Source organism: Streptomyces sp. NPDC052012, assembly GCF_040689265.1.
Taxonomy (GTDB): Bacteria; Actinomycetota; Actinomycetes; order Streptomycetales; family Streptomycetaceae; genus Streptomyces.
In genome coordinates this window covers 62288-86628 of sequence record NZ_JBFAXA010000006.1, presented here as the reverse complement: position 1 = coordinate 86628, position 24341 = coordinate 62288, and the positions used below count along the sequence as shown (strand labels likewise).

Genomic DNA, 24341 nt, shown 5'->3' with positions numbered 1-24341 from the left:
GAACGCGCCCGTCGCGGGGGAGGGGAGCAGTACTGTGTCAGGCTCGCGTGCGCAGCGCCTGGCCGCGCGGAAGGCCGAGCGCAGAGGCGCAGCCCGGCGCGGCACGATGGTCGCGGCGGCCTCTGTGGTGGTCGCCGTCGGCACCGCCACGGGGATGATCTCGGCCCTCGGTGAGGGCCGCGGCTCCGACGAGGCACGGCCCGAGGTGACCTCGTCGCCGTTGCTGGAACCGCCGCCCCATGTGCCGTCGGCCTCCCCGTCGCCGTCCGCGTCGCCCTCGCCCAAGGCCAAGAAGAAGAAGGCGAGCGCCAAGCCGACCCCGAAGAAGACGGAACAGAAGCCGCGCTCGGCCCCCGTGTCCACCCGTCTCTACCTCCACCCCCAGTCCCGGGTCCTGGACTGGGTGCGCGCCAACCCCGGCGATCCGCGCCACGCGGTCATCAAGGAGCGCATAGCCGACCAGCCCGCGGCCGTCTGGTTCGCCGACTACTCCCCGGACACCGTCACCTCCCGGGTGCGCACCATCACCTCCAGCGGTGCCGCGCGGGGCCAGGTGCCGGTCCTCGTGCCGTACGCGATACCCGACCGCGACTGCGGCGGCCACTCCCAGGGCGGAGCGCCGGACCTGAACGCCTACGACGCCTGGGTCGACAAGTTCGCCGCCGGGCTCGGCGGCGGTGAGGTCATCGTGATACTGGAGCCCGACTCGGTGGCCCAGGCCGAGTGCCTCTCCGCCGGGCAGCGCGCCGACCGCTTCGCCTCACTCGCCCGCGCCGGCCGGGTGATCAAGGACGCCAATCCGCGGGCGCGGGTCTACTTCGACGCCGGGCACTCCGGCTGGAACTCGCCCGCCACGCAGGCCGGCTGGCTGCGCGAGGCCGGTGCCGCCTCGGCCGCCTCCTCCGACGGCATCTTCAGCAACGTCTCCAACTTCCACAGCACCGCCGACGAGATCGCCCACAACCGGGCGGTGCTCGACGCCCTCGGCGGCCCGTCGAGCCTCGGTGCCGTGATCGACACCAGCCGCAACGGCGCCGGTGCCCCGCCCGACGGCCAGTGGTGCGACCCGGCCGGCCGCAAGCTGGGCCGGGCCCCGACGCTCAGCACGGGCGAGGCCCGCATCGACGCCTACCTGTGGGTGAAGCTGCCCGGCGAGTCCGACGGCTGCAAGGGCGCGCCCGGCACGTTCACCGCGTCGTACGCCTACGAACTGGCGCGCTGAGCCCCTTCGTCGTAGCTGGACGTGCCCTCGTCGAGCAGGGGCTCCTGGGTCTTGAGGTGGGCGGGCGCGAAGGCGCGCAGCGCGTGGTAGCCGGTGATGACGACGATCGTGCCCAGCGCGATGCCGCTCAGCGAGAAGGTGTCGGTGATCTCCAGGGAGACGTTGCCGACGCCGATGATGATGCCCGCGGCGGCCGGCACCAGGTTCAGCGGATTGCGCAGGTCCACCTCGGCGTTGATCCAGATCTGCGCGCCGAGCAGGCCGATCATGCCGTAGAGGATGACGGTGATGCCGCCGAGCACCCCGCCCGGGATGGCGGCCACGACCGCGCCGAACTTGGGGCACAGGCCGAACAGCAGGGCGAAACAGGCGGCGGCCCAGTAGGCGGCGGTCGAGTAGACGCGGGTCGCGGCCATCACGCCGATGTTCTCGGAGTAGGTGGTGGTGGGCGGGCCGCCGACCGCGGTGGACAGCACCGAGCCGACGCCGTCGGCGGAGATCGCCGTGCCGAGCTTGTCGTCCAGCGGGTCGCCGGTCATCTCGCCGACCGCCTTGACGTGCCCGGCGTTCTCGGCGATCAGCGCGATGACCACCGGCAGGGCGACCAGGATCGCCGACCACTCGAACGAGGGGGCGTGGACGGAGGGCAGCCCGATCCAGTCGGCCTGGCCGACCGCGGAGAGGTCCAGACGCCAGTGGTCGGTGACCTTCCCGCTGCCGTCCACGGAGTGGATCTTCCCGAAGATCCGGTCCAGGGCCCAGGACAGGCCGTAGCCGAGGACCAGCCCCAGGAAGATCGCGATCCGCGACCAGAAGCCGCGCAGGCAGACCACGGCCAGACCGGTGAACAGCATCACCAGCAGCGCCGTCCACTGGTCCTGCGGCCAGTACGTGGAGGCCGTCACCGGGGCCAGGTTGAACCCGATCAGCATCACGACCGCGCCGGTGACGATCGGCGGCATGGCCGCGTGGATGATCCGCGCCCCGAACCGCTGCACGACGAGCCCGGCGAGGAACAGCGCGACGCCGACCACGAGGACGGCACCGGTCACCGTGGCGCTGGAGCCCCCGTCGGCGCGGATGACCGCGGCGACGCCCACGAAGGACAGTGAGCAGCCGAGATAGCTGGGCACCCGGCCACGCGTGGCGAGCAGGAACACCATCGTCGCGACGCCCGACATCATGATCGCGAGATTCGGGTCGAGGCCCATCAGCACCGGGGCCACGAAGGACGCGCCGAACATCGCGACCACGTGCTGGGCGCCGAGCCCCGCCGTGCGGGGCCAGGAGAGCCGTTCGTCCGGGCGGACGACGGCTCCGGGCGCCGGGGTGCGTCCGTCGCCGTGCTTCTTCCAGCGGACGCCGAGATCCATGAGGGGTGTCGCTTTCGTCGTGCGGGCAGTGGCCGCCGACCATTGTCCCTGGTCCCGGAGGGTGCTGAGCGCCTGCTTAGGATGGGGTGGTTGAACGTTCCACCGCAAGGCCCTTCCAGGAGACGCGCCCGTGACCGCCGAAGCCCCGCCCGCCCCCGTCCTGTCCTACGGCCGGCTGATCCCCGTGACCGTCCACTTCGACGACCTCGACGCGCTCGGCCTGCTGCACAACGCCCGCTACCCGCTGCTGGTCGAGCGCGCCTGGACCGAGCTGTGGCAGGAGAAGGGCATCAGCTTCGAGGGCGACTGGGCCGCCGCCGGCGACGCCTGCAACGCGGTCAGGGAGCTGCGGATCAGCTACGAGGCGCCGGTCACGAGGACCGGCGACTACGCCGTGCACCTGTGGCTCGACCGGCTCGGCACCACCGGCCTGACCTACGGTTTCCGCTTCTGCTCGGCGGACGGGACGGTGACCTACGCTCGGGGCAGCCGGGTCCTGGTGCGGCTGGACGCCGGGACGCTCCGCCCGGCGCCCTGGAGCGAGATGTTCAGGGCCGCGGCTCGGGAACTGCTGCCTCCGGCCGCGTGACCTTCGTACGGTCGCCCGCGCGCAGCACGCCCGCGAGTCCGGCCACACCGACCGACAGCACCGTGACCAGCACGAACGACACCATCAGGCTGGTCGCCTGGGCCAGCAGGCCGATGGCGCTCGGGGCGATCAGCCCGGAGGTGTAGGTGATGGTCGCGACACCGGCGATCGCGAGGCTGGGGTTGGAGCCGCTGCGGCCGGCCGCCGCGAAGCACAGCGGCACGACCACCGCGATGCCGAGACCCATGAGCGCGAAGCCGGTCATCGCCATCACCGGGTGCTCCGCGAGAACGATCAGCAGACCGCCGAGGACGGCGACGACCCCGCTCGCCCGGACCGTGCGCACCGCGCCGTAGCGGTCGACCACCCGGTCCCCGGCGATCCGGGCGATCGCCATGGTCAGCGTGAATCCGGTGGTGCAGGCGGCGGCGAGACCGGCCGACGTCTGCAGCTGGTCGCGCAGATAGACCGCCGACCAGTCCAGGCTCGCGCCCTCCGCGAAGACCGCGCAGAACCCGATCGCGCCGATCAGCAGCGCCGAGCGGGGCGGCAGCGCGAACCGCGGCGGCGGCTCCTCGTCGGCGGCGGGCTGCAGATCCAGCACCCAGGCGCAGACGCCGACACCCACCACCGTCAGCACGGCCGCGGCGAGCGCGTGATGCAGCCGGGCGTCCGCGCCGATGTGCGCGGCGAGCGTGCCGGCCGCCGAGCCGATCAGGGCGCCGGCGCTCCACATGCCGTGCAGCCCGGACATGATCGACTTGTCGAGGCGGTTCTCCACCTCCACGCCCAGCGCGTTCATCGCCACGTCGGACATGCCCGCCGTGGCGCCGTAGACGAACAGGGCGAGGCACAGCGTCAGCATGTTCGGCGCGAGGGACGGCAGGATCAGCGCCAGCGTCCACAGGGCGATCAGTCCGCGCAGGGCGTTGCGGGCGCCGAACCGGTGACTGATGCTCCCGGCCAGCGGCATCGCCAGGGACGCGCCGATCGCCGGAAACGCCAGGGCGAGCCCCAACTGCCCGGCGCTCACCCCGGCGTGGTCCTGGATCCACGGCACGCGGGTGGCGAACGAACCGGTGACGGCACCGTGCACGGCGAACACGGCGGCGACGGCGTACCGCGCCCGCCTCACATCACGCTGTCCGTGGACCACTGCGCTCATCGTCCCGCCCTTCCCGGCGCCCGTTCCCGTTACCGTCGCGCCGCAGAGCGTTGCCGCAGCGCCGCCGTAAACTATCAGGAACCCTGCCTGAAAGATAAGGGGTTTACGGCTAGGATCCCGGCATGCCCGCATCCCCGAGCACCGCCCGAGCCATCAACGACCGGCTCGCCCTCGGTCTGCTCCAGCAGCAAGGACCTCTGACGGCGGCACAGCTGAAGCAGCTGACGGGGCTGTCCCGGCCGACCGTGGCAGACCTGGTCGAGCGCCTCACCGCCGCCGGTCTCATCGCGGTCGTCGGCGAGGCGGGGGAGCAGCGGCGCGGGCCCAACGCCAAGCTGTACGGCATCGTCGCGGGCCGGGCGCATCTGGCCGCCCTCGACGTGCGCACCGAGGGCGTCGCCGTGGTCGTCTCCGACCTCGTCGGCGAGATCCTCGCCGAGGCGTCCGTGCCGATCACCGGGGACGCCGGGACGGGACCGGCCGTGGAACAGGCGGTGGCGCTGGTCGAGCGGGCGCTGAAGGAGGCCGGCGCGGACCGGCTGCACACCGTGGGCATCGGCGCGCCCGGCCTGATCGACCCCGGGACCGGCGAACTGAGGGACTCCTCGAAACTGCCCGCCTGGCACCGCCGCCTGGTGGCCGCCCTTCAGGAACGCCTGCCCGAGGCCCGCGTCAGCGTCGAGAACGAGACCAACCTCGCCGCCCTGGCCGAGCAGCGCGACGGCGCCGCCCGCGACCGGGACACCTTCGTCCTGCTGTGGCTCGGCCACGGTACGGGAGCGGCCGTGATCCTGGACGGCGCACTGCGCCGGGGCACCTCGGGCGGCACGGGCGAGATCGGTTTCCTGCCGGTCCCCGGCACCGCCGGCCTTCCGTCGGCCACGGACTGCGCCGGCGGCTTCCACTCCCTGGTGGGAGCACCGGCGGTGGCGCAACTGGCGGCGGAGCACGGGATGACGCCCGAGCCGGGGGCGGATCCCGCGGCGGCGGGGGCCGTGCGGGCGGCTGTGCGGGCGCTCGGCGGAGAGGGGCCGGCTGGAGTCGCGCCGGCTGGAGTCGCGCCGACTGGAGACGCAGAGACTGGAGACGCAGAGACTGGAGACGCACCGACCGGTGAGGCGCCGACCGGTGAGGCGCCGGCGGGGGAGGCATCGACCGGGGAGGCTGCGCTCGCCGAGGCGCCCGCCGGGGAGGTGTCGGGCTCCGCGGCCGTGGCCGCCGCCCGCTTCCTCGACGCCCTCGCCGATCGCGTCGCCGTCGGGGTCGCGTCCGTGGTGGCCCTGCTGGATCCGGGGTGTGTCGTGCTCGGCGGAGAGATCGGGCAGGCCGGTGCCGAGGAGCTCGCCCGCCGGGTGCGGGAGCGGCTGGTGCGGATGTCGCCGCTGCCGACCGAGGTGCGGCCCAGCGCGCTGGGCGGGGCGGCCGTCCTGCGGGGCGCGCTGCTGACCGCCCGCGACCGCGCCCAGGACGAGCTGTTCGGCGCGCGCTAGGCCCTGTCGTCACATCCCCGTCCGCCCGAAGGCCGGCCCGGCGAGGCCGGGCGCGTGCTTTGGTGGTCCCCGGCCGGAGGCTGGGGAGTGCCGGGCGTCGACCGGCGTACTGGTGGTACGTGGTCGGCGCCCGGTGCGGCGCGAGGGGATACTTCCCGCGCCCTCAAGGCAGTGGGGGAGCATGCACGGCGTCGCCGGGCAGGCGGGAATGTGACGACAGGGCCTAGCCGCCCTGCCGGCCGCCCTTGGCGTATCGCGCCGCCAGGAAGTCCTCGAACGTTCCCTTGCCGACCGCGTGCTCCGGGGTCAGATGGCCCCCGGCGCGGAAGGCCCGGTACGCCTCGCCGCGCAGCGGGACCTTCACCACCGGCCGGCGACGGCCGGCGGCGCGCAGATACGAGTGGGCCAGGGACTCCAGCGTGCGCACCTCCGGGCCGCCCATGTCGTCGACGCGCCCCGCGGGCGCACCTTGGGCCAGCTCGGCCAGGCGCTCGGCGACCTCGGCGACCTCGACGGGCTGGTCCTTCACCCGGGCCGGGAGCAGCACCACCGGCGGCTTCGACAGGCCCTGGAACAGCTTGAACAGCAGGTCGTGGAACTGGGTCGCGCGCAGCACCGTCCAGCCCAGCCCGGACTCCTCGACCAGCCGTTCGACGGCGAGCTTCACCTTGTAGTAGGGGAACGGCACCCGGTCGACCCCCACGATCGAGATGTACACGAAATGCCCCACCCCGGCCCCCCGCGCCGCGGTGATCAGATTCCTCGCCGCCTGTTCGTCACCGCGCGGCGCGGTCGCGCAGTGCACGATCGTGTCCACCCCGGTGACGGCCGTGTCCAGCGCGTCGCCGCCCTCGCGCAGATCGACGGCGTACGGCTCGGTGTGCCGGCTGAGCACGCGCACATCGTGCCCGGCCGACCGCAGCCGCTCGGTCACCTGCCGGCCGAGAGTTCCGGTCCCGCCCGTCACCAGGATCGTGGTCATGCTCGTCAGCCCTTTCGAACGCCGGACGCGCCCCGGTGGGGCGCCTGAGCGAAGTCCAGCTTCGCCGGGTTCCCCACGGCTCGCACCGGGAACGGCGCACTCGGGATGGTGAGGCCCGGCGGCGGGCAAGGGCCGTCGTCACCGCCGCCGGGCCGGTCTCACTGGGGGTGAGGATCAGCAGGCTCCCTGATCCCTCCAGACTCCCCATTCTCCGGTCGTCCCGGGCTCCTCGCCCTTCGTCCACCACTGGGCCTTCCAGGTGCGGCCCTTGTGGGAGACCACGCTGCCTCCGCCGTACTCGGTCGACGCGTTCCAGGCGGCCGCCTCGCAGTCGCCGGGCGGCGGCGTGGTCGGCGGGTCGGTCGGCGTCCCCCCGCCCGGCTCGACCACGGTCGTGCCGCGGGCCAGGTCACCGGCCAGGGCGTAGGTCCTGCCGCCGAAGGTGACCGTCCAGTTGGACGGTGTGGACACCGGCAGGTAGTACACGAAGTCCAGCTGCACCGAGGCGCCGGGCGCCAGCGACTGCCAGGACGGCAGCTTCAGCGAGACCCGGTGGTGGTCACCCTTCAGCCCGCCCACGTTGCCGCCGGTGTGGTCGGAGCGGATCACCGTGGTGCCGAAGCCCGACTGGTCCTTGGCGTTGCCGGGCGCCGAGGTCCCGTAGTCGAACTGGAACTCCGTACCGCCCGGCAGCGTCGCCGAGGTGTTGTTGGTGATCTTCAGCTTCGGGCTGATCGGGTAGTTGGAGTCACCCAGCGGGAACTGCCCGAACTCGACGTCGATCTTCAGAGCCTCGCTCGGAAGCGGGGTCGTCGCGCGCTTCGCGCCGTACGGCGGGGCCGACTTGAACTTCTCGTACATCGCGGTCGTCAGCGTCGAGCCCGGCTCGTACTGCCCCTCGGCCGCGTTCCAGTCGTAGTCGCCGGCCAGCTCCCACACCATCGTGCCGCCGATGCCCCGGTCGACGACGTAGTCGGCCTTGGCCTTCACCGACTGCTCGTCCTCGGTGGACAGGAACACCTTCTTCTCGGCGTTCCACAGCCAGGGCGCGACCAGCGTGGAGTCGTACTTGCGGGCGTAGGTGCCGGTCAGCTTCGTGTCAGCGGGGAAGCCGTAGTCCGTCACGTAGTCCCCGACGACGCCCTTCTCCAGGTTCTTGGCGTGCCACATCGGGTTGGAACCGGCGGGCGACTCCTTGCCGCCCGTGTCCAGGTCGTGCCAGAGGTTGTCGATGCCGGTGGCGCCGTCACCACACTTGGTCAGCCCGGAACCGGCAGGGCAGTTCGTCGAGGGCGCCCTGCCCCACAGCCCGTCGGTGCCGCCGGTGACGTTCTTGAACCCGCGCGTGTAGTACGGCAGTCCGATGTTGATGCGGCCCGCGGGCATCGAGCCGCGGAAGTAGTGGTACGCCCAGTCCGTGTTGAGGTAGCCGATGCCGCCGTACTGGGAGGTCGTGTAGACGCCCGCGGCGGCCAGCTCGGCGTCCTTGCCGTCGTCGAAGAGGGAGGCGTTGGGGCCGACGTACTCGTTCCAGGCGCCGTGCAGGTCGTACGACATGATGTTGACGTAGTCCAGGTACTTCTGGACCTGGAAGGTCTCCATGCCGCGCAGCAGATAGCCGGACGAGGGAGCCGCCACCGTCAGCAGATAGTGCTTCCCGTCGGCCGCGCCCGCCCGGTCGAGCTTCTCGCGCAGGGTCTTCATCAGCGCCGCGTAGCCCTTGACCAGCCCGGCCCGGCGGCCGTTCGCGAGCGACCAGTCGAGCGGGTTGCCCGCGTCCTTCATCGTCGTCGGGTACTCGTAGTCGATGTCGACGCCGTTGAAGCCGTACTTCCGGATGAAACCGACCGCCGAGTCGGCGAAGGTGTCGATGCCGGCCTGGTTGACCGAGCCGTCGGCGTTGGTCGCCATCGAGTAGAAGCCGCCGGAGTTCACCCGCGTGCCGCCCTCGTCGAAGTAGCCGCCGGTCTCGGCCCAACCGCCCACCGAGATCAGCGTCTTGACGTCCGGGTGCTGCTTCTTGAACTTGTTCAGCAGGTTGAAGTGACCCTTGTAGGGCAGCGCCGGGTCCATCTCCGCGCCGGCCACGCCCGGCCAGGTCATCCCGGTCGCCGCGTTGCCGGGACCGTCCGGGCCGACGGAGAGCTTGTTGGTCTTGTCGATGTGCCCGAACGCGTAGTTGATGTGGGTGATCTTGTCCCAGGGGATGTCGGAGACGAGATAGGCGGGCTTCCCGTCCTTTCCGGTGCGCCAGCCGGTGAAGTAGCCGATCACCCGGCGCTGGTGGTCGGCGCCCATCTTCTCCCGCCCGTCCGAGTCGTAGACGGAGCAGTAGGGGACGTCGACCCCGGCGGTCCTGTACAGGCCGTCCGGGCGACAGGACTCCTGGTCGGCGGCGTGCGAGACGGTCGCCGGGAGGCCCGCGAGCAGCAGGCCCGCGACGGCGGCGGCGGAGGCGAGCAGGGCGGGTCTCGCCCCGGGCTGTGAGGGGGACGGCACAGTCGGTTCCTCTCCACGGAAGTTGGCGCAGACCCTAAGAGGACTAGACCACAGCGTCAATAGGTATGGACCAATTACGTGGGCAGTCAAAGCCCCGCCGGGCCGGGGGAGTTGAGCCGGACCGCCACGCCCGGCAGTCGCGGGTCACCTGCTGTGAGCCACTCCACACCCCTCGCCCGCATCGACGGCGACCCGGCGTGGCACACTGGCCCTGTACCAGTAGCAGCGCACTCCGGGGTCGGTGAAAGTCCGAACCGGCGGTTACAGTCCGCGACCCGGTCGCCTCCAGCGGCCGGTTGACCAGGTGAAATTCCTGGACCGACGGTTAAAGTCCGGATGGGAGGCAGTGCGCGGCGGGCGGGCATCCATGCGCGCCGCCGTACCGGTCCGCCGTCGCGGCGGGCCCTGTCCGGCGTCGCTCCCGGTGTTCCTGCCCGTACCTTCTGTCGTCTCGACAGCCCCGGAGTCCGTGCCCGAAGAGGCAGGAGGACCCGGGAAGTGTTCACCGGAATCGTCGAAGAGCTGGGCGAGGTCACCGCCGTCGAGACCCTCGACGACGCCTGTCGCTTCCGGCTGCGCGGCCCCGTCGTCACCGAGGGCGCGAAGCACGGAGACTCCATCGCCGTCAACGGCGTCTGCCTCACCGTCGTCGAGCACGAGGACGACGAGTTCACCGCCGACGTGATGGCCGAGACCCTCAACCGCTCCAGCCTCGGCGCACTCGCCGTCGGCTCCCGCGTCAACCTCGAACGCCCCATGGCCCTCGGCGCCCGCCTCGGCGGTCACATCGTGCAGGGCCACGTCGACGGCACCGGCGAGATCCTCGAACGCAAGCCGTCCGAGAACTGGGAGCTCGTGAAGATCTCCCTCCCCGCCGATCTCTCCCGCTACGTCGTGGAGAAGGGCTCCATCACCGTCGACGGCATCAGCCTCACCGTCGTCGACGCCGGACCCGACTTCTTCACCGTCAGCCTGATCCCCACCACGCTCGCGCTGACCACCCTCGGCATCAAGCAGCCCGGCGACCCGGTCAACCTCGAGGTGGACGTCATCGCCAAGTACGTCGAGCGGATGATCGGCGACCGCGCCCTCGGTGAGGGGGACGCGCGGTGAACTGGCTCAACTCCGAGGCCTTCACCCTGTTCGACCAGCACATCAAGTGGTCGGACATGATCGGCAACGTGATCGGCCTGATCGCCCTCGCCCTCGGCTGGCGGCGCTCCCTCTGGACCTGGCCCGCCCAGTTCGTCTCCGGCCTGATCCTCTTCGCCGCCTTCGCCACCGCCCACCTCTCCGGCAGCGCAGGCAAGCAGATCGTCGTCATGCTGGTCGCCGCCTGGGGCTTCCGGCAGTGGAGCCGCGGCCGGCAGCAGGCCCAGGACGGCTCCATCGCCGTCCGGTTCGCCACCGGACGCGAGCGTCTCCTCCTGGTGGCCGCGGCGGCCCTCGGCACCCTCGCCGTCGGCGGCCTGTTCACCCTCTACCCGTCCCTGTCCTGGGACCCCTGGCCGGACGCCTACATCTTCGTCGGCACGATCGTCGCCATGTACGCCCAGGCCCGCGGCATGGTCGAGTTCTGGTTCGCCTGGCTGCTGGTCGACCTCGTCGGCGTCCCGCTGAACTTCGCCAACGGCTTCGCCTTCTCCGGCTTCGTCTACGTCATCTACGGCGCGCTCGTCCTGTGGGGCCTGCGCGACTGGTGGCTGCGCTCCCGCGACGCGCGGCCCGCCCTGGAAGGAGCGCCCGCATGACCGCGGCACCCATCCTGTACAGCACCGACGGCCCCGAGGACCTGACCCTCGACCCCGTCGAGCAGGCCATCGCCGACATCGCGGCCGGCCGCCCGGTCGTCGTCGTCGACGACGAGGACCGCGAGAACGAGGGCGACCTCGTCATCGCCGCCGAGAAGGCCACCCCCGAGATCGTCGCCTTCATGATGAGCGAGTGCCGCGGCCTGATCTGCGCCCCCATGGAGGGCGACGAGCTGGACCGGCTCAGGCTCCCGCAGATGGTGGACGACAACACCGAGTCGATGAAGACCGCGTTCACCATCTCCGTGGACGCCTCCGCCGCCCACGGCGTGACCACCGGTATCTCCGCCGCCGACCGCGCCACCACCCTCCAGCTCCTCGCGAGCGGCACCGCCGGACCGGAGGACTTCGTCCGGCCCGGCCACATCTTCCCGCTGCGCGCCCGCACCGGCGGCGTGCTGGTGCGCGACGGCCACACCGAGGCCGCCGTCGACCTCGCCCGCCTCGCCGGACTGCGCCCGGCCGGCGCCATCGTCGAGATCGCCGGCGAGGACGGCCAGATGCTGCGCCTGCCCGAGCTGATCCCGTTCGCCCGCAAGCACGGCCTGACGATCATCTCCATCGAGGACCTGATCGCCTACCGCCGCAGCAGCGAGCCCACGGTCCGCCGCGAGGCCGAGGTCCGCCTGCCCACCTCCCACGGCGCCTTCACCGCGTACGGCTACCGCTCCACCGTCGACGGCGTCGAGCACGTCGCCCTCGTCCACGGCGAGCTCGGCGGCGGCGAGGACGTGCTGGTGCGCATGCACTCCGAGTGCCTCACCGGCGACGTCTTCGGCTCCCTGCGCTGCGACTGCGGCCCCCAGCTCGACGCCTCCCTCGACCGCATCCAGGCCGAGGGCCGCGGCGTCGTCGTCTACCTGCGCGGACACGAGGGACGCGGCATCGGCCTGATGTCCAAACTGCGCGCCTACGAGCTCCAGGAGCGCGGCCGGGACACCCTGGACGCCAACCTCGAACTCGGCCTGCCCGCGGACGCCCGCGACTACGGCGCCGGCGCGCAGATTCTCGCCGACCTCGGCGTGCGCAGCGTCCGCCTGATGACCAACAACCCCGACAAGTCCGACGCGCTCGTCCGGCACGGCATCGAGGTCACCGGCCGCGAGCCGATGCCCGTCACCGCGGGCGAGCACAACCTGCGCTACCTGCGCACCAAGCGGGACAGGATGGGCCATGACCTGCCCTGGCTGGACACGCCGACCGTGCCGACCTGCGGCAACCAGTAACCGTGCCCACCAGCGGCACCAGGCAAGAGAACCACCGAGGAGAGACGTGAGCGGCAAGGGCGCACCGGAGCTGTCCGTACGCAATGTGGGTGACCTCAGGGTCGCCGTCATCGCGGCGCAGTGGCACGAGAAGGTGATGGACGGACTGGTCGACGGCGCCCTGCGCGCCCTGCACGACCTCGGGATCGACGAGCCGACCCTGCTCAGGGTCCCCGGCAGCTGGGAGCTGCCCGTCGTCGCCAAGGTCCTCGCCGGCCGGGGCTACGACGCGGTCGTCGCCCTCGGCGTGGTCATCCGCGGCGGCACCCCGCACTTCGACTACGTGTGCCAGGGCGTCACCCAGGGCCTCACCCAGGTCTCCGTCGACACCGGTGTGCCCGTCGGCTTCGGCGTGCTCACCTGCGACACCGAGGAGCAGGCTCTGGACCGGGCCGGCCTGGAGGGCTCCAGCGAGGACAAGGGGCACGAGGCGGTGACGGCGGCGGTGGCGACCGCGGCCACCCTCCGCTCAGTATCCGAACCGTGGCGTTAGGTGGAGGGCCACACCGCGTAGAGTGGGCGCCACCATGTCCAAGAAGACGTTCGAGGAGCTCTTCACCGAGCTCCAGCACAAGGCCGCCCACGGCGACCCCGCCACCTCCCGCACCGCCGAACTGGTGGACAAGGGCGTCCATGCCATCGGCAAGAAGGTCGTCGAGGAGGCCGCCGAGGTCTGGATGGCCGCCGAGTACGAGGGCAAGGAGGCGGCCGCCGAGGAGATCTCGCAGCTGCTGTACCACGTCCAGGTGATGATGGTCGCCCGCGGCATCTCCCTCGACGACGTCTACGCCCACCTGTAAGCCGCTGCAAGCCGCACCCGTTCCAGTACGAAACCACGCGAAGGAAGCCGACCTCATGCTGCGCATCGCCGTCCCCAACAAGGGTTCCCTGTCCGGCCCTGCGGCGGAGATGCTGCATGAGGCCGGCTACCAGCAGCGCCGCGAGTCCAAGGAGCTGCGGATCGTCGACCCGGAGAACGAGGTCGAGTTCTTCTACCTCCGCCCCCGCGACATCGCGATCTACGTCTCCTCCGGCCGCCTCGACATCGGCATCACCGGGCGCGACCTGCTCGTCGACTCCGGTGCCAAGGCCGAGGAGATCCTCCCCCTCGGCTTCGCCCGCTCCACCTTCCGCTACGCCACCAAGCCCGGCACGGCGCACACCCTCGCCGACCTCGACGGCAGGACGGTCGCCACCTCCTACGAGGGCATCGTCGACAAGCACCTGAAGGACAACGGCATCGACGCCTCCGTCGTCCACCTGGACGGCGCCGTCGAGACCGCCATCGAACTCGGCGTGGCCGAGGTCATCGCCGACGTCGTGGAGACCGGCACCTCGCTGCGCAACGCGGGCCTGGAGGTCTTCGGCGAGCCGATCATGAAGTCCGAGGCGGTCGTCATCCGCCGCACCGACGGCGCCGCCGAGGCCGACGACAACGTCGAGACCAAGGTGCAGCAGTTCCTGCGCCGCCTCCAGGGCGTCCTGGTGGCCCGGACCTACGTGATGATGGACTACGACTGCCGCGTCGAGCAGCTGGAGAAGGCCGTCGCCCTCACCCCGGGCCTCGAGTCCCCGACCGTCTCCCCGCTGCACAACGAGGGCTGGGTCGCCGTCCGCGCCATGGTCCCCTCCAAGGAGGCCCAGCGGATCATGGACGACCTCTACGACATCGGCGCCCGCGCCATCCTCACCACGGCCATCCACGCCTGCCGCCTCTGAGCGCCGTACCGAGAGCCGTACGCCATGTCCGATCTGCCCAACCTGCCGGTCACCTTCCGGCCGGGCCGCACCCGCGCGGTGCTGCTCACCGCCGCCGTCGCGATCTTCGTGGTCATCACCGTGATCGCACTGCTGCTGGAGCAGCTCAGCACCGGCGAGAAGATCAGCTTCGTGTTCACCGCCGCCCTGCTGGCCGGCGTCCTGCTGATGCTGGCCCGGCCGAAAGCCGTCGCCGACGAGGCCGGCGTCACGGTCGTCAACATCGCGAGCAGCCGTCGCCTGGCCTGGGCGGAGATCCTTCAGGTGCACCTCCGTCCCGGTGACCCGTGGGTGTTCCTCGACCTCAGCGACGGCACCAGCCTGCCCGTGCTCGGCATCCAGCCGGGCATCGCCAGGCAGCAGGCCATCGCCGACGCACGGGCGCTGCGGGCGCTCGCCGAGGCACGGTCCACGGCCCACCCCGACACACCCGGCGGCTGACCTCCGGGACGCGTCCGGGCCGTCCACTCTGCCGCAGTCACCCCTGTCTTGATTAATCTGTTGGGCGGAGGCGCGACGAGAGCGCCTCCGCCCCTGCCGTCCCGCCCGGTGCGCCAGGGGTTCCTGCTACCCGAGGAGTGACCCCCTCCGGCGATGGACGGATCGTCCTGCAGTACCTGCGCCGCCCCCTGCCGACATAGCGCGGACCTCTGCCACGAGGGACGCACCTGTGCGGAGGCGGCGGCATCATGACCACCCCCCTGCTGCTGCTCGCAGCCGCTTTCCTGCTGATCCTCGCCAACGGCTTCTTCGTGGCCGCCGAGTTCGGCCTCGTCACCGTCGAGCGAGCGGACGCCGAGCAGGCCGCCGCGCACGGCGACCGGCGCGCCCGCCGCGTCGTCGCCTCGCTCAAGGAGCTGTCGTTCCAGCTCTCCGGCACCCAGCTCGGCATCACCATCACCTCCCTCGTCGTCGGCATGCTCGCCGAACCGGCGCTCGCCCAGCTCCTGGACGGCCCGCTCACCGCGATCGGCACCCCCGACGGCGCCGTCCCCGGCGTCTCGGTCGTCGTCGGCATGCTGCTGGCCTCCGCGGTGCAGATGGTGATCGGCGAACTCGTGCCCAAGAACTGGGCGGTGTCCCGCCCCTTGCAGGTCGCGCGCTTCGTCGCCGGCCCGCAGCATGTCTTCGCCCGCGTGTTCCGCCCCGTCATCGCCGGACTGAACGCGGTCGCCAACCGCCTGGTGCGCCTGCTGGGCCTCGAGCCCGCCGAGGAGCTGGCCTCCGCCCGCACCCCCGGCGAACTCGTCTCCCTGGCCCGGCACTCGGCGCAAGCCGGCGCCCTGGAGCAGGACACGGCGGACCTGTTCGTGCGCACCCTGTCCCTGGGCGAGCTGACCGCGCAGCACGTCATGACCCCGCGCGTGAAGGTGAGTGCCCTGCAGGCCTCGGCGACCGCGCAGGACGTCGTCAACCTCACCCGGGCCACCGGCCTGTCCCGCTTCCCCGTCTACCGGGAGCGGATCGACGAGATCACCGGCATGGTCCACCTCAAGGACGCCCTCGCGGTGCCCGCGCCCGACCGGCTGCGCACCCCGGTGCACGAGATCGCCCGCCCGGCGCTGCTCGTCCCCGAGACCCTGCCCGTACGGCCGCTGCTGACGCGGCTGCGCAGTGAGCAGCCCATCGCGGTCGTCGTCGACGAGTACGGCGGCACCGCCGGTGTCGTCACGCTGGAGGACATCGTCGAGGAGATCGTCGGCGAGGTCCGGGACGAGCACGACGGTCACGACGTCCCCGAGCTCGTCGCCGCCCCGCCGGAGGACGGCAACCCCGCCTGGGACGTGGACGGGTCCGCCCGGGTCGACGCCCTGCTGCGCATCGGACTCGACGTCCCCGAGGGCCCGTACGAGACGGTCGCCGGCCTGGTCGCCGACCTCCTCGGCCGGATCCCGGCGGTCGGCGACCGGGCCGAACTGCCCGGCTGGCAGCTGTCGGTCCGCCGGGTCGGCCACTACCGTGCCGAGCGCGTCCGTCTGGTCCGCACGGCTCCGCTGCCGCTCGTGGAGGCAGCCGGATGAGCGTGCTGCAACTCCTCTTCGCCGCGCTGCTCGTGCTCGCCAACGGATTCTTCGTCGGGGCCGAGTTCGCGCTCGTCTCGGTCCGCCGCAGCCAGATCGAGCCCCTCGGCACCGCCCGCGCCCGCCAGGTCCTGTACGGCCTGGAGCATCTGCCGCAGATGATGGCCGCGGCGCAGTTCGGCATCACCGTCTGCTCCCTGACGCTGGGCGCGGTCGCCGAGCCGACGGTCGCCCGGCTGCTGGAGCCCGTGTTCGCGTGGATCCACCTGCCGCACGGCATGATCCACCCGCTCGGCTACGTCATCGCGCTCGCCGTGGTGGTCTTCTTCCACCTCGTCATCGGCGAGATGGTGCCGAAGAACCTGGCGATGGCGGCGCCCGAGAAGGCCGCGCTGTGGCTCAGCCCCGGCCTGGTGTGGTTCGCCCGTCTGTGCCGGCCGGTCACCGTCGCGCTGGGCGCCTGTGCGCACGGGGTGCTGCGGCTGTTCCGGGTCGAACCGAAGGACGAGGTGGAGGCCGTCTTCACCAGTGAGCAGCTCAACCGGCTCGTGGAGGACGCCGGGCAGGCGGGTCTGCTCGACCCCGAGGAGGCGGAGCGCCTCGAGGACGCGCTGGAGCTGGGCTCCCGTCCGGTGACGGACGTGCTGCTGAGGCGCGAGTCCCTGGTGACGGTCGACCCGGCGGTCACTCCCGCGCAGATCGTGGAGCTGACGGCCCGCACGGGCTACAGCCGCTTCCCGGTCGCCGTGGGCAGCGGCGCCTTCATGGGCTACCTGCACGTGAAGGACGTCCTGGACCTGGAGGACTCCGACCGGGCGGTGCCGCAGCGGTTGTGGCGCCGGATGACCACCCTGCGGCCGGAACTTCCGCTGGACGACGCCCTGACCGTGATGCGGCGGGCGGCGACCCATCTGGCGCAGGTGACGGACGCCTCGGGGAAGGTACTGGGTCTGGTCGCGCTGGAGGACGTGCTGGAGATGCTGGTGGGCGAGGTGAGGGACCCGGCCCACCGGCAGGCGCCGGTGGGAGAGATGCGAGACCCGGCCCAGCGGCAGGTGCCGGCCTAGGCGGACACCCCCTAGCTGCCGGGCGGGGGCGCACCGGCTGCCTCACGTGAGGTCCTGCGGCCCCCGCCCCGACAGCACCTCGCCGTACGCCTGCATCAGATCCGGCAGGCGCAACGTCGCCAGATCCTCCCGCGCCGGCTCCCCGGGGTACATGGACAACCGCAGGTCCCGGTACGCGCAGCTCTTCTCGTACAGCGTCCGCAGGAACCGTCCGTTCCCCAGCTCGTCGATCCACCCCTGGTCCACCACGTGCCCGGCGATGGAACGCAACTCGTCCAGCGCCTCCTCGTCCCACACGTCACCGTTCTCGGCCGCCAGCACCTTGCCGATCTCGGTGAGCTCCAGCGGCCGGTAGGAGGGGAAGTCGACACGGGTGGTGAAGCGGGAGGACAGACCCGGGTTGGCGGCCAGCAGCCGGTCCATGCCCTCGGGATAGCCGGCCAGGATCACCACCAGGTGGTCCCGGTTGTCCTCCGCCCGCTTCAGCAGCACTTGGAGCGCCTCGTCACCGTACGCGTCCCCTTTGCCGTAGCCGGAGTTCGACAGCGAGTACGCCTCGTCGACGAAGAGGACACCGCCCAGCGCGGAGTCGATCAGTTCGTTGGCCTTCACCGCCGTCTGGCCCAGGTACTCGCCGACCAGGTCGGCCCGCTGGGCCTCCACGAGATGGTCGCCACCGAGCAGCCCGAGGGCGTAGAAGACGCGGCCCAGGATGCGGGCCACGGTGGTCTTGCCGGTGCCCGAGGGCCCGGAGAAGACGAAGTGCCGTTTGGGCGGCTGCACCGGCAGCCCCTGCCCGGCCCGCAGCCGCGCCATGTTCAACTGCGCCGACAGCGCCTTGACCTGCCGCTTCACCGGCTCCAGGCCCACCATGCGCTCGAGCTCCGCAAGCGCCTCCTCGAGTAACGCCGCGTCGGTCGGCCCCGTCGGCACGGCGGACACCGGCGTGCCGGCTCTCTCCCGCGCCCCCGGCGCGGTGACCGGCGGCGGCGGTGCCGGAGGCGGCTCCGGGTCGCCGAACCGCAGCTCGCGCCCCTCCGTGCCGAACAGCGGATCGAGGGTGTCCGGACCGTCCAGCACGTCCTGTCCCACGCCGGTGAGCGTGATCGAGGCGAGGTCGGCCGGGTCCTCGTAGCCGTCGCCCTCGGCGATCGCCGCGAGCCGGGCCGAGGTGTCCATGAACGCCGGGTCGACCCGGTGCACGGCGCGGTACAGGGGGAGCGCGGCGGCGCTGCGCCCCGTGCCCTCGTGCGCCCGCGCCAGCCAGTAGCGCAGCTCCTTGCGCTGCGGCTGCTCGCTGCGGCACCGCATCAGCGCCGCCGACAGCAGTGGCTCGGCCTGCCCGTACATCTCCAGCCGGACCCGGGCCATGCCGCCGAACAGGCCCGCCTCGATGCCGAGCATCGGATCGTCCAGGAGCGGGTCGGTGTGCCGGACCAGCTGTTCCCAGTCCTTGACGAGATAGGCCCGGCAGGCGTGCAGGAAGCGGACCTGCGGGTCGGTGTCCACCGGCGGCAGCCCGGCGAGCGCCCGGTCCAGCTCGGGGACATGGCGGCCGTCCAGCCAGTGGGAGGCGTGCGCCAGCAGCAGATCGCGGGGCTTCTCCAGCACGGGCTGCACCCACCAGCCCAGCCAGTACCAGGAGTTGAGGGTGCGGCGGTGCCGGGCGCGCTGCTCGCCGAAGCGGTCCCGGTAGCGGAACATCCTCAGCAGCGCGGTCGTCGTGTCGACGCGCAGCGCGTGCAGCCCGAGCCAGCCGTCGGCCATCCCCGGGTCGATCCGCACCGCGGTGCGGAACTCCTCCTCGGCCTGCGGATAGGCGCCCATCGTGTAGGCGTCCACGCCTCGCAGCCAGGCGAGGTCGGCCGGGGCCTGCGGGCCCTGCGTGCCGAAGTCCATCACGTCCCCCACAAACCGTGCCCCCGTCGGTCTGCCTCCGGGCCCCTCGCCCGTCGGCTGCCTTTGGTCGAACCGCTGTGCCGCGGACCGGAGTTGCAAGGTGCGCGAAGCAGCGTCCGTAGGTCGCACCGAGGGCATCGTACCTGCGGGGGCCGTGCCTGACCCAGGGTGCCGTACAGGCCGTGGACGGGGTGCCGGGAGCGGCGCCAACCGCGCGTGCTCACCCAGGGTGAGCGTGAGATGCCGTTCGGCGTCCGGGAAATGTGAAGAGGGCAGAACGAAGCCCCCGATCACGGGGGAACAACCGGGGGCTTCGCGTCTGCGGGCGACTCCGATGAGCCGCACATTGAGAACGTAAGACCTGTACGGGCCCTCGGTCAAGCCGAGTTGGAGCACTCAGGCAACTTGTCCGACAGGCGTCTTCACAGGTTCAACACATCGCGGACGGACCGTCACCGTCCGTGAGCGGCCGGTCCGGCTCAGACGTCACGGCAGGCCCGAATCGCACCTCATATCCCACCTCGCACTGTCGCACCAGAAGGTCGGCGTACGGCCGTGAGGGGTCGCCGGCGAAGTGCTCGCGTTCCGCCCTGGTCCACCCGTCCCAGAACTCCCGCTGCTCCTCCCCGTCCCGCGCCCGGCCGCGGGCCCAGGACGCCTCCTCGGGCAGATCCATCCACAACAGCAGCGCCAGATACGGGCGCAGCGCCCGCCGCCCGGCGCCGACGCCCTCGACGACGATCACCGGGGCGGCCGGCAGCGCGCGGGGCGGGCCGAAGCGGCGGGCCCGCCAGTCGTACGGGGCGTAGTGCGCGGTCTCACCGCGGCCGAGCGGTTCGATCACCTGGCTCAGCAGGCGTCCCGTCCAGCCGAACAACTCCTCGTGGCTGGCGATGTCGTCCAGCCGCAGCACCGGGGCGCCGCCCAGCACCGTCGCCAACTTCTCGGCGAAGGTGGACTTTCCCGAGCCGGCGTGCCCGTCGACGCCGACGAGCCGCACCGGGCCGCAGGACGGCTCGAGGCGGCGGATACGGGAGGCGAGAGCGTGAATGGCTGATTCCCGGGGTGGGGAAGGGGCGGTGACGGGAGCACTCTAGAGCCTGCCCGGAGCGGCCGACCGGACCGGTCCGCCCCAGGCCGGCCGCAGTGCCTGCCGGGCTCCTGCGCAGCTCCTGCCATTGGTCGAGTCCCATATTGGTCGGCGCGGCACGGCTCGGGGTGCTGGCAGGACCCGCCCGGCTGTGTTCATAGTGGGCGCACACCCGCTCCCACCCGGTGGACGCACACCGTCCGACCGGCCGTGCACGGACCTGCCCCGACTCGACACCTGGGGGTCTTCCGCCCATGAGCAGAGCCGAACAGCCGTCCCGCAGAACCCTCCTGGCCGCCGCGGTCGTCGCCGCCGTCGCGGGCAGCGCGAGCCAGGCGTCCGCCGGCACCGCCACCGCGCGCCCCACCGGCGCCGCGAGGCCCGAGCGGGCCGCCGCCCGCACCGTGGACAACCGGGCCTGGACGTCGTACACCGACTGGCGGGCCGGCACCGCCCGCGGCACCCGGGCCGTCGCGGGCACCCGCCCCGGCGTGGTGATCGCGAAGCCCGCCGGCACCACCGACTACACCGACCCCCACACCGGCCGCACCGCCACCTGGCAGTACGCGACCTGGACCTCCCCGGTCCACCGGCTCGCCGTCCCCGCGACGGAGGTCATCGCCTCCTGGAACGCGCACACCCCCGAGGGCACCTGGCTCCAGGTCGAGCTGACGGGCACGTACTCCGACGGCACGGACACCCCCTGGTACGTCATGGGCCGCTGGGCGGCCGGCGACCAGGACATCCGGCGGACCTCGGTGGACGACCAGAGCGACGGAAAGAGCACCGTCTGGACGGACACGCTCGCCGTCGACGACCCCGCCTCGGGCCTGCGGATCGTCTCCTGCCGGCTGCGCCTGACCCTGTACCGCCGGCCCGGCACGAAGCTCACCCCGACCGTGTGGCGGCTCGGCGTCATGGGCTCCGACGTGCCCGACCGCTTCACGGTCCCTGCCTCCGAGCCCCGCCTCGCGAAAGAGCTGATCGTCCCGCGCTACTCGCAGGAGATCCACAAGGGCCAGTACCCGGAGTACGACAACGGCGGCGAGGCCTGGTGCAGCCCGACCTCCTCCCAGATGATCATCGAGTACTGGGGCGGCCGGCTCACCGAGGAGCAGCTGGCCTGGGTCGACCCGGACTATGCCGACCCGCAGATCTGCCACGCGGCCCGCCACACCTACGACTACCAGTACGCCGGCTGCGGCAACTGGCCGTTCAACGCCGCCTACGCGGCCACCTTCGAGGGCCTCCAGGGAGTGGTGACGCGGCTCGGGTCCCTCACCGACCTGGAGACGCTGATCGCGGCAGGCATCCCGGCCATAACGTCCCAGTCCTTCCTCGAGAAGGAGCTGACGGGCGCCGGCTACGGCACCGCGGGCCATCTGATGACCGTGATCGGCTTCACCGCCGAGGGCGACGTGATCGCCAACGACCCCGCCTCGCCGAGCAACGAGGCCGTGCGGCGCGTCTACCGGCGCCGGGAGTGGGAGAACATCTGGCTCAGAACCAAGCGCTACAACGCCTCCGGCAAGGTCGTCTCCGGCACCGGCGGGGTCTGCTACCTCTACTTCCCCGTCCGTCCGTCCGCGCGGCAGCGCAAGGCGCTCGCGGCGGTGGGCGTGCGCTGAGCCGGGGGGGGGTGTGACCAACCTCTCCGCCACAAAAGCCGCTCTCGGTGGCAAGGTGGACAGCGCCCGCAGGGCAGTCCACCGCACCACCGAGAGCAGCGAGCAGCCATGACCGCGAACGCAGCCACCGCCCCCCGTGTCCGTACCGGCGGCCCTCAGGAAGACGGCCCGAAGATCTTCGAGCACGTCATGGGATGGACCCTCGTCGTGGTCGTCGCGATGCTCGTGACCCAGCTCGGGCTGCTGTGATCTGACCGGTCGGCCGACCTGCCATACTGCGGATGTCCCGCTGCCGCAGGAAGCCCGGGGTCGGAATTGAATATCAGTCAGCAACCTGTCGTGCGCCGGCCGGCGCGCGGCACCGAGCGCTCGCTGGCGCGCCGCGCCGAACTCATCGCCATCGGGCGGAGGTTGTTCGCCGACACCTCGTACGACGCGCTCTCCATGGACGACATCGCCCGCCAGGCGCAGGTCGCCAAGGGACTGATCTACTACTACTTCCACTCCAAGCGGGGCTACTACCTGGCGATCATCCAGGACTCGGTCGCCGATCTGGTCACCTTCGCCGCGAGCGGCACCGAACTGCCGCCCGTCGAGCGGGTGCACCGCACCATCGACAGCTATCTGCGCTACGCCGAGCACAACCAGGCCGCGTACCGCACGATCGTCAGCGGCGGCGTGGGGTTCGACACCGAGGTGCACGCCATCCGGGACGGGGTGCGCGAGGCGATCGTCTCCACCATCGCCGAGGGGGCGTACGGGCGCGATGACATCGGTCCGCTGGCGCGGATGGGTCTGCTGTCCTGGGTGTGCGGCGTGGAGGGCGCGGCACTCGCCTGGATCGACCGTCCGGAACTGCCCCGGGACGGCATGCGCGAGCTGCTGGTGAAGACACTCGGCGGCACCCTGCGCGCCATCGAGGAACTGAACCCCGCCTGCCCGGCCCCCGAGCCCGCCCGCCGCGACGCCCGGGATCTGTGACGCGCGGGAAAGCTGAGCCCGGGACGTGTGACGCCGGGGCGCACGCGAGGGGCGGAGGTCCCCCCGTGGAACCCCCGCCCCTCGCGCGCCTGCCGCGTCCGGGCTACTCGATCGCCTTGATCAGCTCACCGTCCGCGGTGTCGCCGCTCAGCTCCCAGAAGAACGTGCCGCCCAGCCCCTGCTGATCCTTGTAGGTCATCTTGTGCGCGATGGTGGCCGGGGTGTCGTAGCTCCACCAGTCGCTGCCGCACCTGGCGTACGCGGTGCCGCCCACCGTGCCGGTCGCCGGGCACTTGTTCTTCAGCACCTTGTAGTCCTCGATGCCCTGCTCGTAGGTGCCGGCCGCGGGGCCCGTCGCGCTGCCGCCGGGCGCGTCCTGGGTGACGCCGGTCCAGCCGCGGCCGTAGAAGCCGATGCCGAGCAGCAGCTTCGCCGGCGGGATGCCGAGGTCCTTGAGCTTCGCGATCGTCGCCGAGGTGTGCAGGGCGGCCTTGGGGATGCCCTCGTACGAGGTCAGCGGCGAGTGCGGGGCGGTGGGGCCGGCGGCGTCCCAGGCGCCGAAGTAGTCGTACGTCATCGGGTTGTACCAGTCGACGTACTCGGCCGCGCCCGCGTAGTCGGCCGCGTCGATCTTGCCGCCCGCGGTGGCGTCGGCGGTGATCGCCGCGGTGACCAGGTTGCCGGAGCCGAACTTCGCGCGCAGGGCTGCCATCAGGTTCCGGTACGCGTCCCGCCCGCTGGTGTCACAGCCGAGCCCGCAGGCGTTCGGGTACTCCCAGTCGATGTCGATGCCGTCGAACACGTCGGCCCACTTCGGGTTCTCGACCAGGTCGAAGCAGGACTGGGCGAAGGCGGCCGGGTTCCTCGCGGCCTCGCCGAAGCCGCCGGACCAGGTCCAGCCACCGAAGGACCACAGGATCTTCAGGTCCGGGTGCTTCTTCTTCAGCTCGCGCAGCTGGTTGAAGGTGCCCCGCAGCGGCTGGTCCCAGGTGTCCGCCACACCGTCGACCGATTCGGCGGCGGTGTAGGTGCGTTCGGTGGCCGCGTAGGAGTCGCCCATGGCGCACTTGCCGCCGGTGACGTTGCCGAAGGCGTAGTTGATGTGGGTCAGCTTCTCGGCGGAGCCCGAGGTCTCGATGTTCTTGACGTAGTACTTGCGGTCGTAGGTGCCCCATTCGGTGAAATAGCCGACGACCTTGGAACCGGCGGCGGCCTCCTGAGCCGAGGTCGCGGCGGTCGAGGGGCCCGCGCCGGCGAGCAGCCCGGCGCCGAGGACGGCTGTGCAGAGGGTGGACACGAGCGCCCGCAGGCTGCGGGAGCGGTGGGGGGAGTGCATCCGGTGTCTCCTCGTGAGGGAGGGAACGCGCCGCCGCTTTGGCATGAACGCGGTGACTCGGTGGGGCGAAACAGTAGAAGGACTAGACCAGTTGGGTCAATGGTGCGGACCAATTTCGCCGCGCGGTGAGCCGGGAGACGGGGTACGAAGGGTGGCGTAACGTTT

At 71.8% G+C, this 24341-nt stretch carries 22 protein-coding genes and 1 riboswitch; of the genes, 15 read left to right on the top strand and 7 right to left on the bottom strand.

Going from position 1 to position 24341, the window contains the following annotated elements; all coding sequences use genetic code 11:
• Positions 1 to 106 precede the first annotated feature (106 nt).
• Positions 107 to 1222 carry a glycoside hydrolase family 6 protein gene (locus tag AB0412_RS13710; RefSeq protein WP_366402934.1) on the top strand — a complete coding sequence of 372 codons (1116 nt, stop codon included), beginning with the start codon at positions 107 to 109 and terminating at the stop codon, positions 1220 to 1222.
• On the opposite strand, the gene AB0412_RS13705 is transcribed toward AB0412_RS13710, so the two are convergent.
• Entirely contained in the window at positions 1204 to 2595 is a 1392-nt protein-coding gene (locus AB0412_RS13705; RefSeq protein WP_366402753.1) for a solute carrier family 23 protein, read from the bottom strand. The two genes, AB0412_RS13710 and AB0412_RS13705, sit on opposite strands and share 19 nt — an antisense overlap.
• A 130-nt stretch (positions 2596 to 2725) precedes the next feature.
• Here AB0412_RS13705 and AB0412_RS13700 point away from each other — a divergent pair, with 130 nt between their 5' ends.
• On the top strand, positions 2726 to 3184 hold the full coding sequence (locus AB0412_RS13700; protein WP_366402752.1) for an acyl-CoA thioesterase: 459 nt from the start codon (positions 2726 to 2728) through the stop codon (positions 3182 to 3184).
• Here the strand turns inward: AB0412_RS13700 and AB0412_RS13695 are convergent.
• The gene (locus AB0412_RS13695; protein ID WP_366402751.1) at positions 3144 to 4349 is read right to left on the bottom strand and encodes an MFS transporter; all 1206 of its coding nucleotides are present in this window, start codon (positions 4347 to 4349) and stop codon (positions 3144 to 3146) included. The genes AB0412_RS13700 and AB0412_RS13695 overlap by 41 nt on opposite strands.
• A 122-nt stretch (positions 4350 to 4471) precedes the next feature.
• On the opposite strand from AB0412_RS13695, the gene AB0412_RS13690 reads away from it, so the two are divergent.
• On the top strand, positions 4472 to 5839 hold the full coding sequence (locus tag AB0412_RS13690) for an ROK family transcriptional regulator (protein ID WP_366402750.1): 1368 nt from the start codon (positions 4472 to 4474) through the stop codon (positions 5837 to 5839).
• A gap of 223 nt (positions 5840 to 6062) precedes the next feature.
• Here the strand turns inward: AB0412_RS13690 and AB0412_RS13685 are convergent, their stop codons facing one another.
• Complete coding sequence (locus AB0412_RS13685) at positions 6063 to 6821, bottom strand: NAD(P)H-binding protein (RefSeq protein ID WP_366402749.1); 759 nt, start codon at positions 6819 to 6821, stop codon at positions 6063 to 6065.
• A gap of 174 nt (positions 6822 to 6995) precedes the next feature.
• Complete coding sequence (locus AB0412_RS13680; protein WP_366402748.1) at positions 6996 to 9320, bottom strand: chitinase C-terminal domain-containing protein; 2325 nt, start codon at positions 9318 to 9320, stop codon at positions 6996 to 6998.
• A gap of 223 nt (positions 9321 to 9543) precedes the next feature.
• Positions 9544 to 9674: riboswitch (FMN riboswitch) on the top strand.
• Between the two features lie 144 nt (positions 9675 to 9818).
• On the opposite strand from AB0412_RS13680, the gene AB0412_RS13675 reads away from it, so the two are divergent.
• From AB0412_RS13675 to AB0412_RS13635, 9 genes are all read left to right on the top strand, one after another.
• Entirely contained in the window at positions 9819 to 10433 is a 615-nt protein-coding gene (locus tag AB0412_RS13675) for a riboflavin synthase (protein WP_366402747.1), read from the top strand.
• The gene (locus tag AB0412_RS13670) at positions 10430 to 11071 is read left to right on the top strand and encodes a nicotinamide mononucleotide transporter family protein (RefSeq protein WP_366402746.1); all 642 of its coding nucleotides are present in this window, start codon (positions 10430 to 10432) and stop codon (positions 11069 to 11071) included. The genes AB0412_RS13675 and AB0412_RS13670 overlap by 4 nt, the downstream gene beginning before the upstream one ends.
• A complete protein-coding gene (locus AB0412_RS13665) occupies positions 11068 to 12357 on the top strand; it encodes a bifunctional 3,4-dihydroxy-2-butanone-4-phosphate synthase/GTP cyclohydrolase II (RefSeq protein ID WP_366402745.1) in 1290 nt (429 codons plus the stop codon). Before AB0412_RS13670 ends, AB0412_RS13665 begins: the two co-directional genes overlap by 4 nt.
• A gap of 46 nt (positions 12358 to 12403) precedes the next feature.
• On the top strand, positions 12404 to 12889 hold the full coding sequence (gene ribH / locus AB0412_RS13660) for a 6,7-dimethyl-8-ribityllumazine synthase (RefSeq protein WP_260825868.1): 486 nt from the start codon (positions 12404 to 12406) through the stop codon (positions 12887 to 12889).
• A 34-nt stretch (positions 12890 to 12923) separates the two neighbouring features.
• A complete protein-coding gene (locus AB0412_RS13655) occupies positions 12924 to 13196 on the top strand; it encodes a phosphoribosyl-ATP diphosphatase (RefSeq protein WP_004990764.1) in 273 nt (90 codons plus the stop codon).
• A 55-nt stretch (positions 13197 to 13251) separates the two neighbouring features.
• A complete protein-coding gene (gene hisG, locus AB0412_RS13650; protein WP_366402744.1) occupies positions 13252 to 14115 on the top strand; it encodes an ATP phosphoribosyltransferase in 864 nt (287 codons plus the stop codon).
• Positions 14116 to 14139: 24 nt separating this feature from the next.
• Entirely contained in the window at positions 14140 to 14595 is a 456-nt protein-coding gene (locus AB0412_RS13645; protein ID WP_366402743.1) for a PH domain-containing protein, read from the top strand.
• Positions 14596 to 14843: 248 nt separating this feature from the next.
• Entirely contained in the window at positions 14844 to 16175 is a 1332-nt protein-coding gene (locus tag AB0412_RS13640) for a hemolysin family protein (RefSeq protein ID WP_366402742.1), read from the top strand.
• Positions 16172 to 17242 (top strand): hemolysin family protein, encoded by a 1071-nt coding sequence (locus AB0412_RS13635; protein WP_366402741.1) that lies wholly within the window; start codon positions 16172 to 16174, stop codon positions 17240 to 17242. The genes AB0412_RS13640 and AB0412_RS13635 overlap by 4 nt, the downstream gene beginning before the upstream one ends.
• 42 nt (positions 17243 to 17284) lie before the next feature.
• Here the strand turns inward: AB0412_RS13635 and AB0412_RS13630 are convergent, their stop codons facing one another.
• Both AB0412_RS13630 and AB0412_RS13625 read right to left on the bottom strand, forming a co-directional pair.
• Positions 17285 to 19141, bottom strand: coding sequence for an AAA family ATPase (locus AB0412_RS13630; protein WP_366402740.1), 1857 nt, complete (start codon positions 19139 to 19141; stop codon positions 17285 to 17287).
• A gap of 430 nt (positions 19142 to 19571) precedes the next feature.
• Positions 19572 to 20192, bottom strand: coding sequence for a hypothetical protein (locus tag AB0412_RS13625; RefSeq protein ID WP_366402933.1), 621 nt, complete (start codon positions 20190 to 20192; stop codon positions 19572 to 19574).
• A gap of 293 nt (positions 20193 to 20485) precedes the next feature.
• Here AB0412_RS13625 and AB0412_RS13620 point away from each other — a divergent pair, with 293 nt between their 5' ends.
• From AB0412_RS13620 to AB0412_RS13610, 3 genes are all read left to right on the top strand, one after another.
• Positions 20486 to 21859, top strand: coding sequence for a peptidase C39 family protein (locus tag AB0412_RS13620; RefSeq protein ID WP_366402739.1), 1374 nt, complete (start codon positions 20486 to 20488; stop codon positions 21857 to 21859).
• A 108-nt stretch (positions 21860 to 21967) separates the two neighbouring features.
• A complete protein-coding gene (locus AB0412_RS13615) occupies positions 21968 to 22108 on the top strand; it encodes an SCO1431 family membrane protein (protein ID WP_260825861.1) in 141 nt (46 codons plus the stop codon).
• A gap of 66 nt (positions 22109 to 22174) precedes the next feature.
• Positions 22175 to 22840, top strand: coding sequence for a TetR/AcrR family transcriptional regulator (locus AB0412_RS13610; RefSeq protein ID WP_366402738.1), 666 nt, complete (start codon positions 22175 to 22177; stop codon positions 22838 to 22840).
• A 103-nt stretch (positions 22841 to 22943) separates the two neighbouring features.
• On the opposite strand, the gene AB0412_RS13605 is transcribed toward AB0412_RS13610, so the two are convergent.
• On the bottom strand, positions 22944 to 24176 hold the full coding sequence (locus AB0412_RS13605) for a glycoside hydrolase family 18 protein (RefSeq protein WP_366402737.1): 1233 nt from the start codon (positions 24174 to 24176) through the stop codon (positions 22944 to 22946).
• Positions 24177 to 24341: the final 165 nt, after the last annotated feature.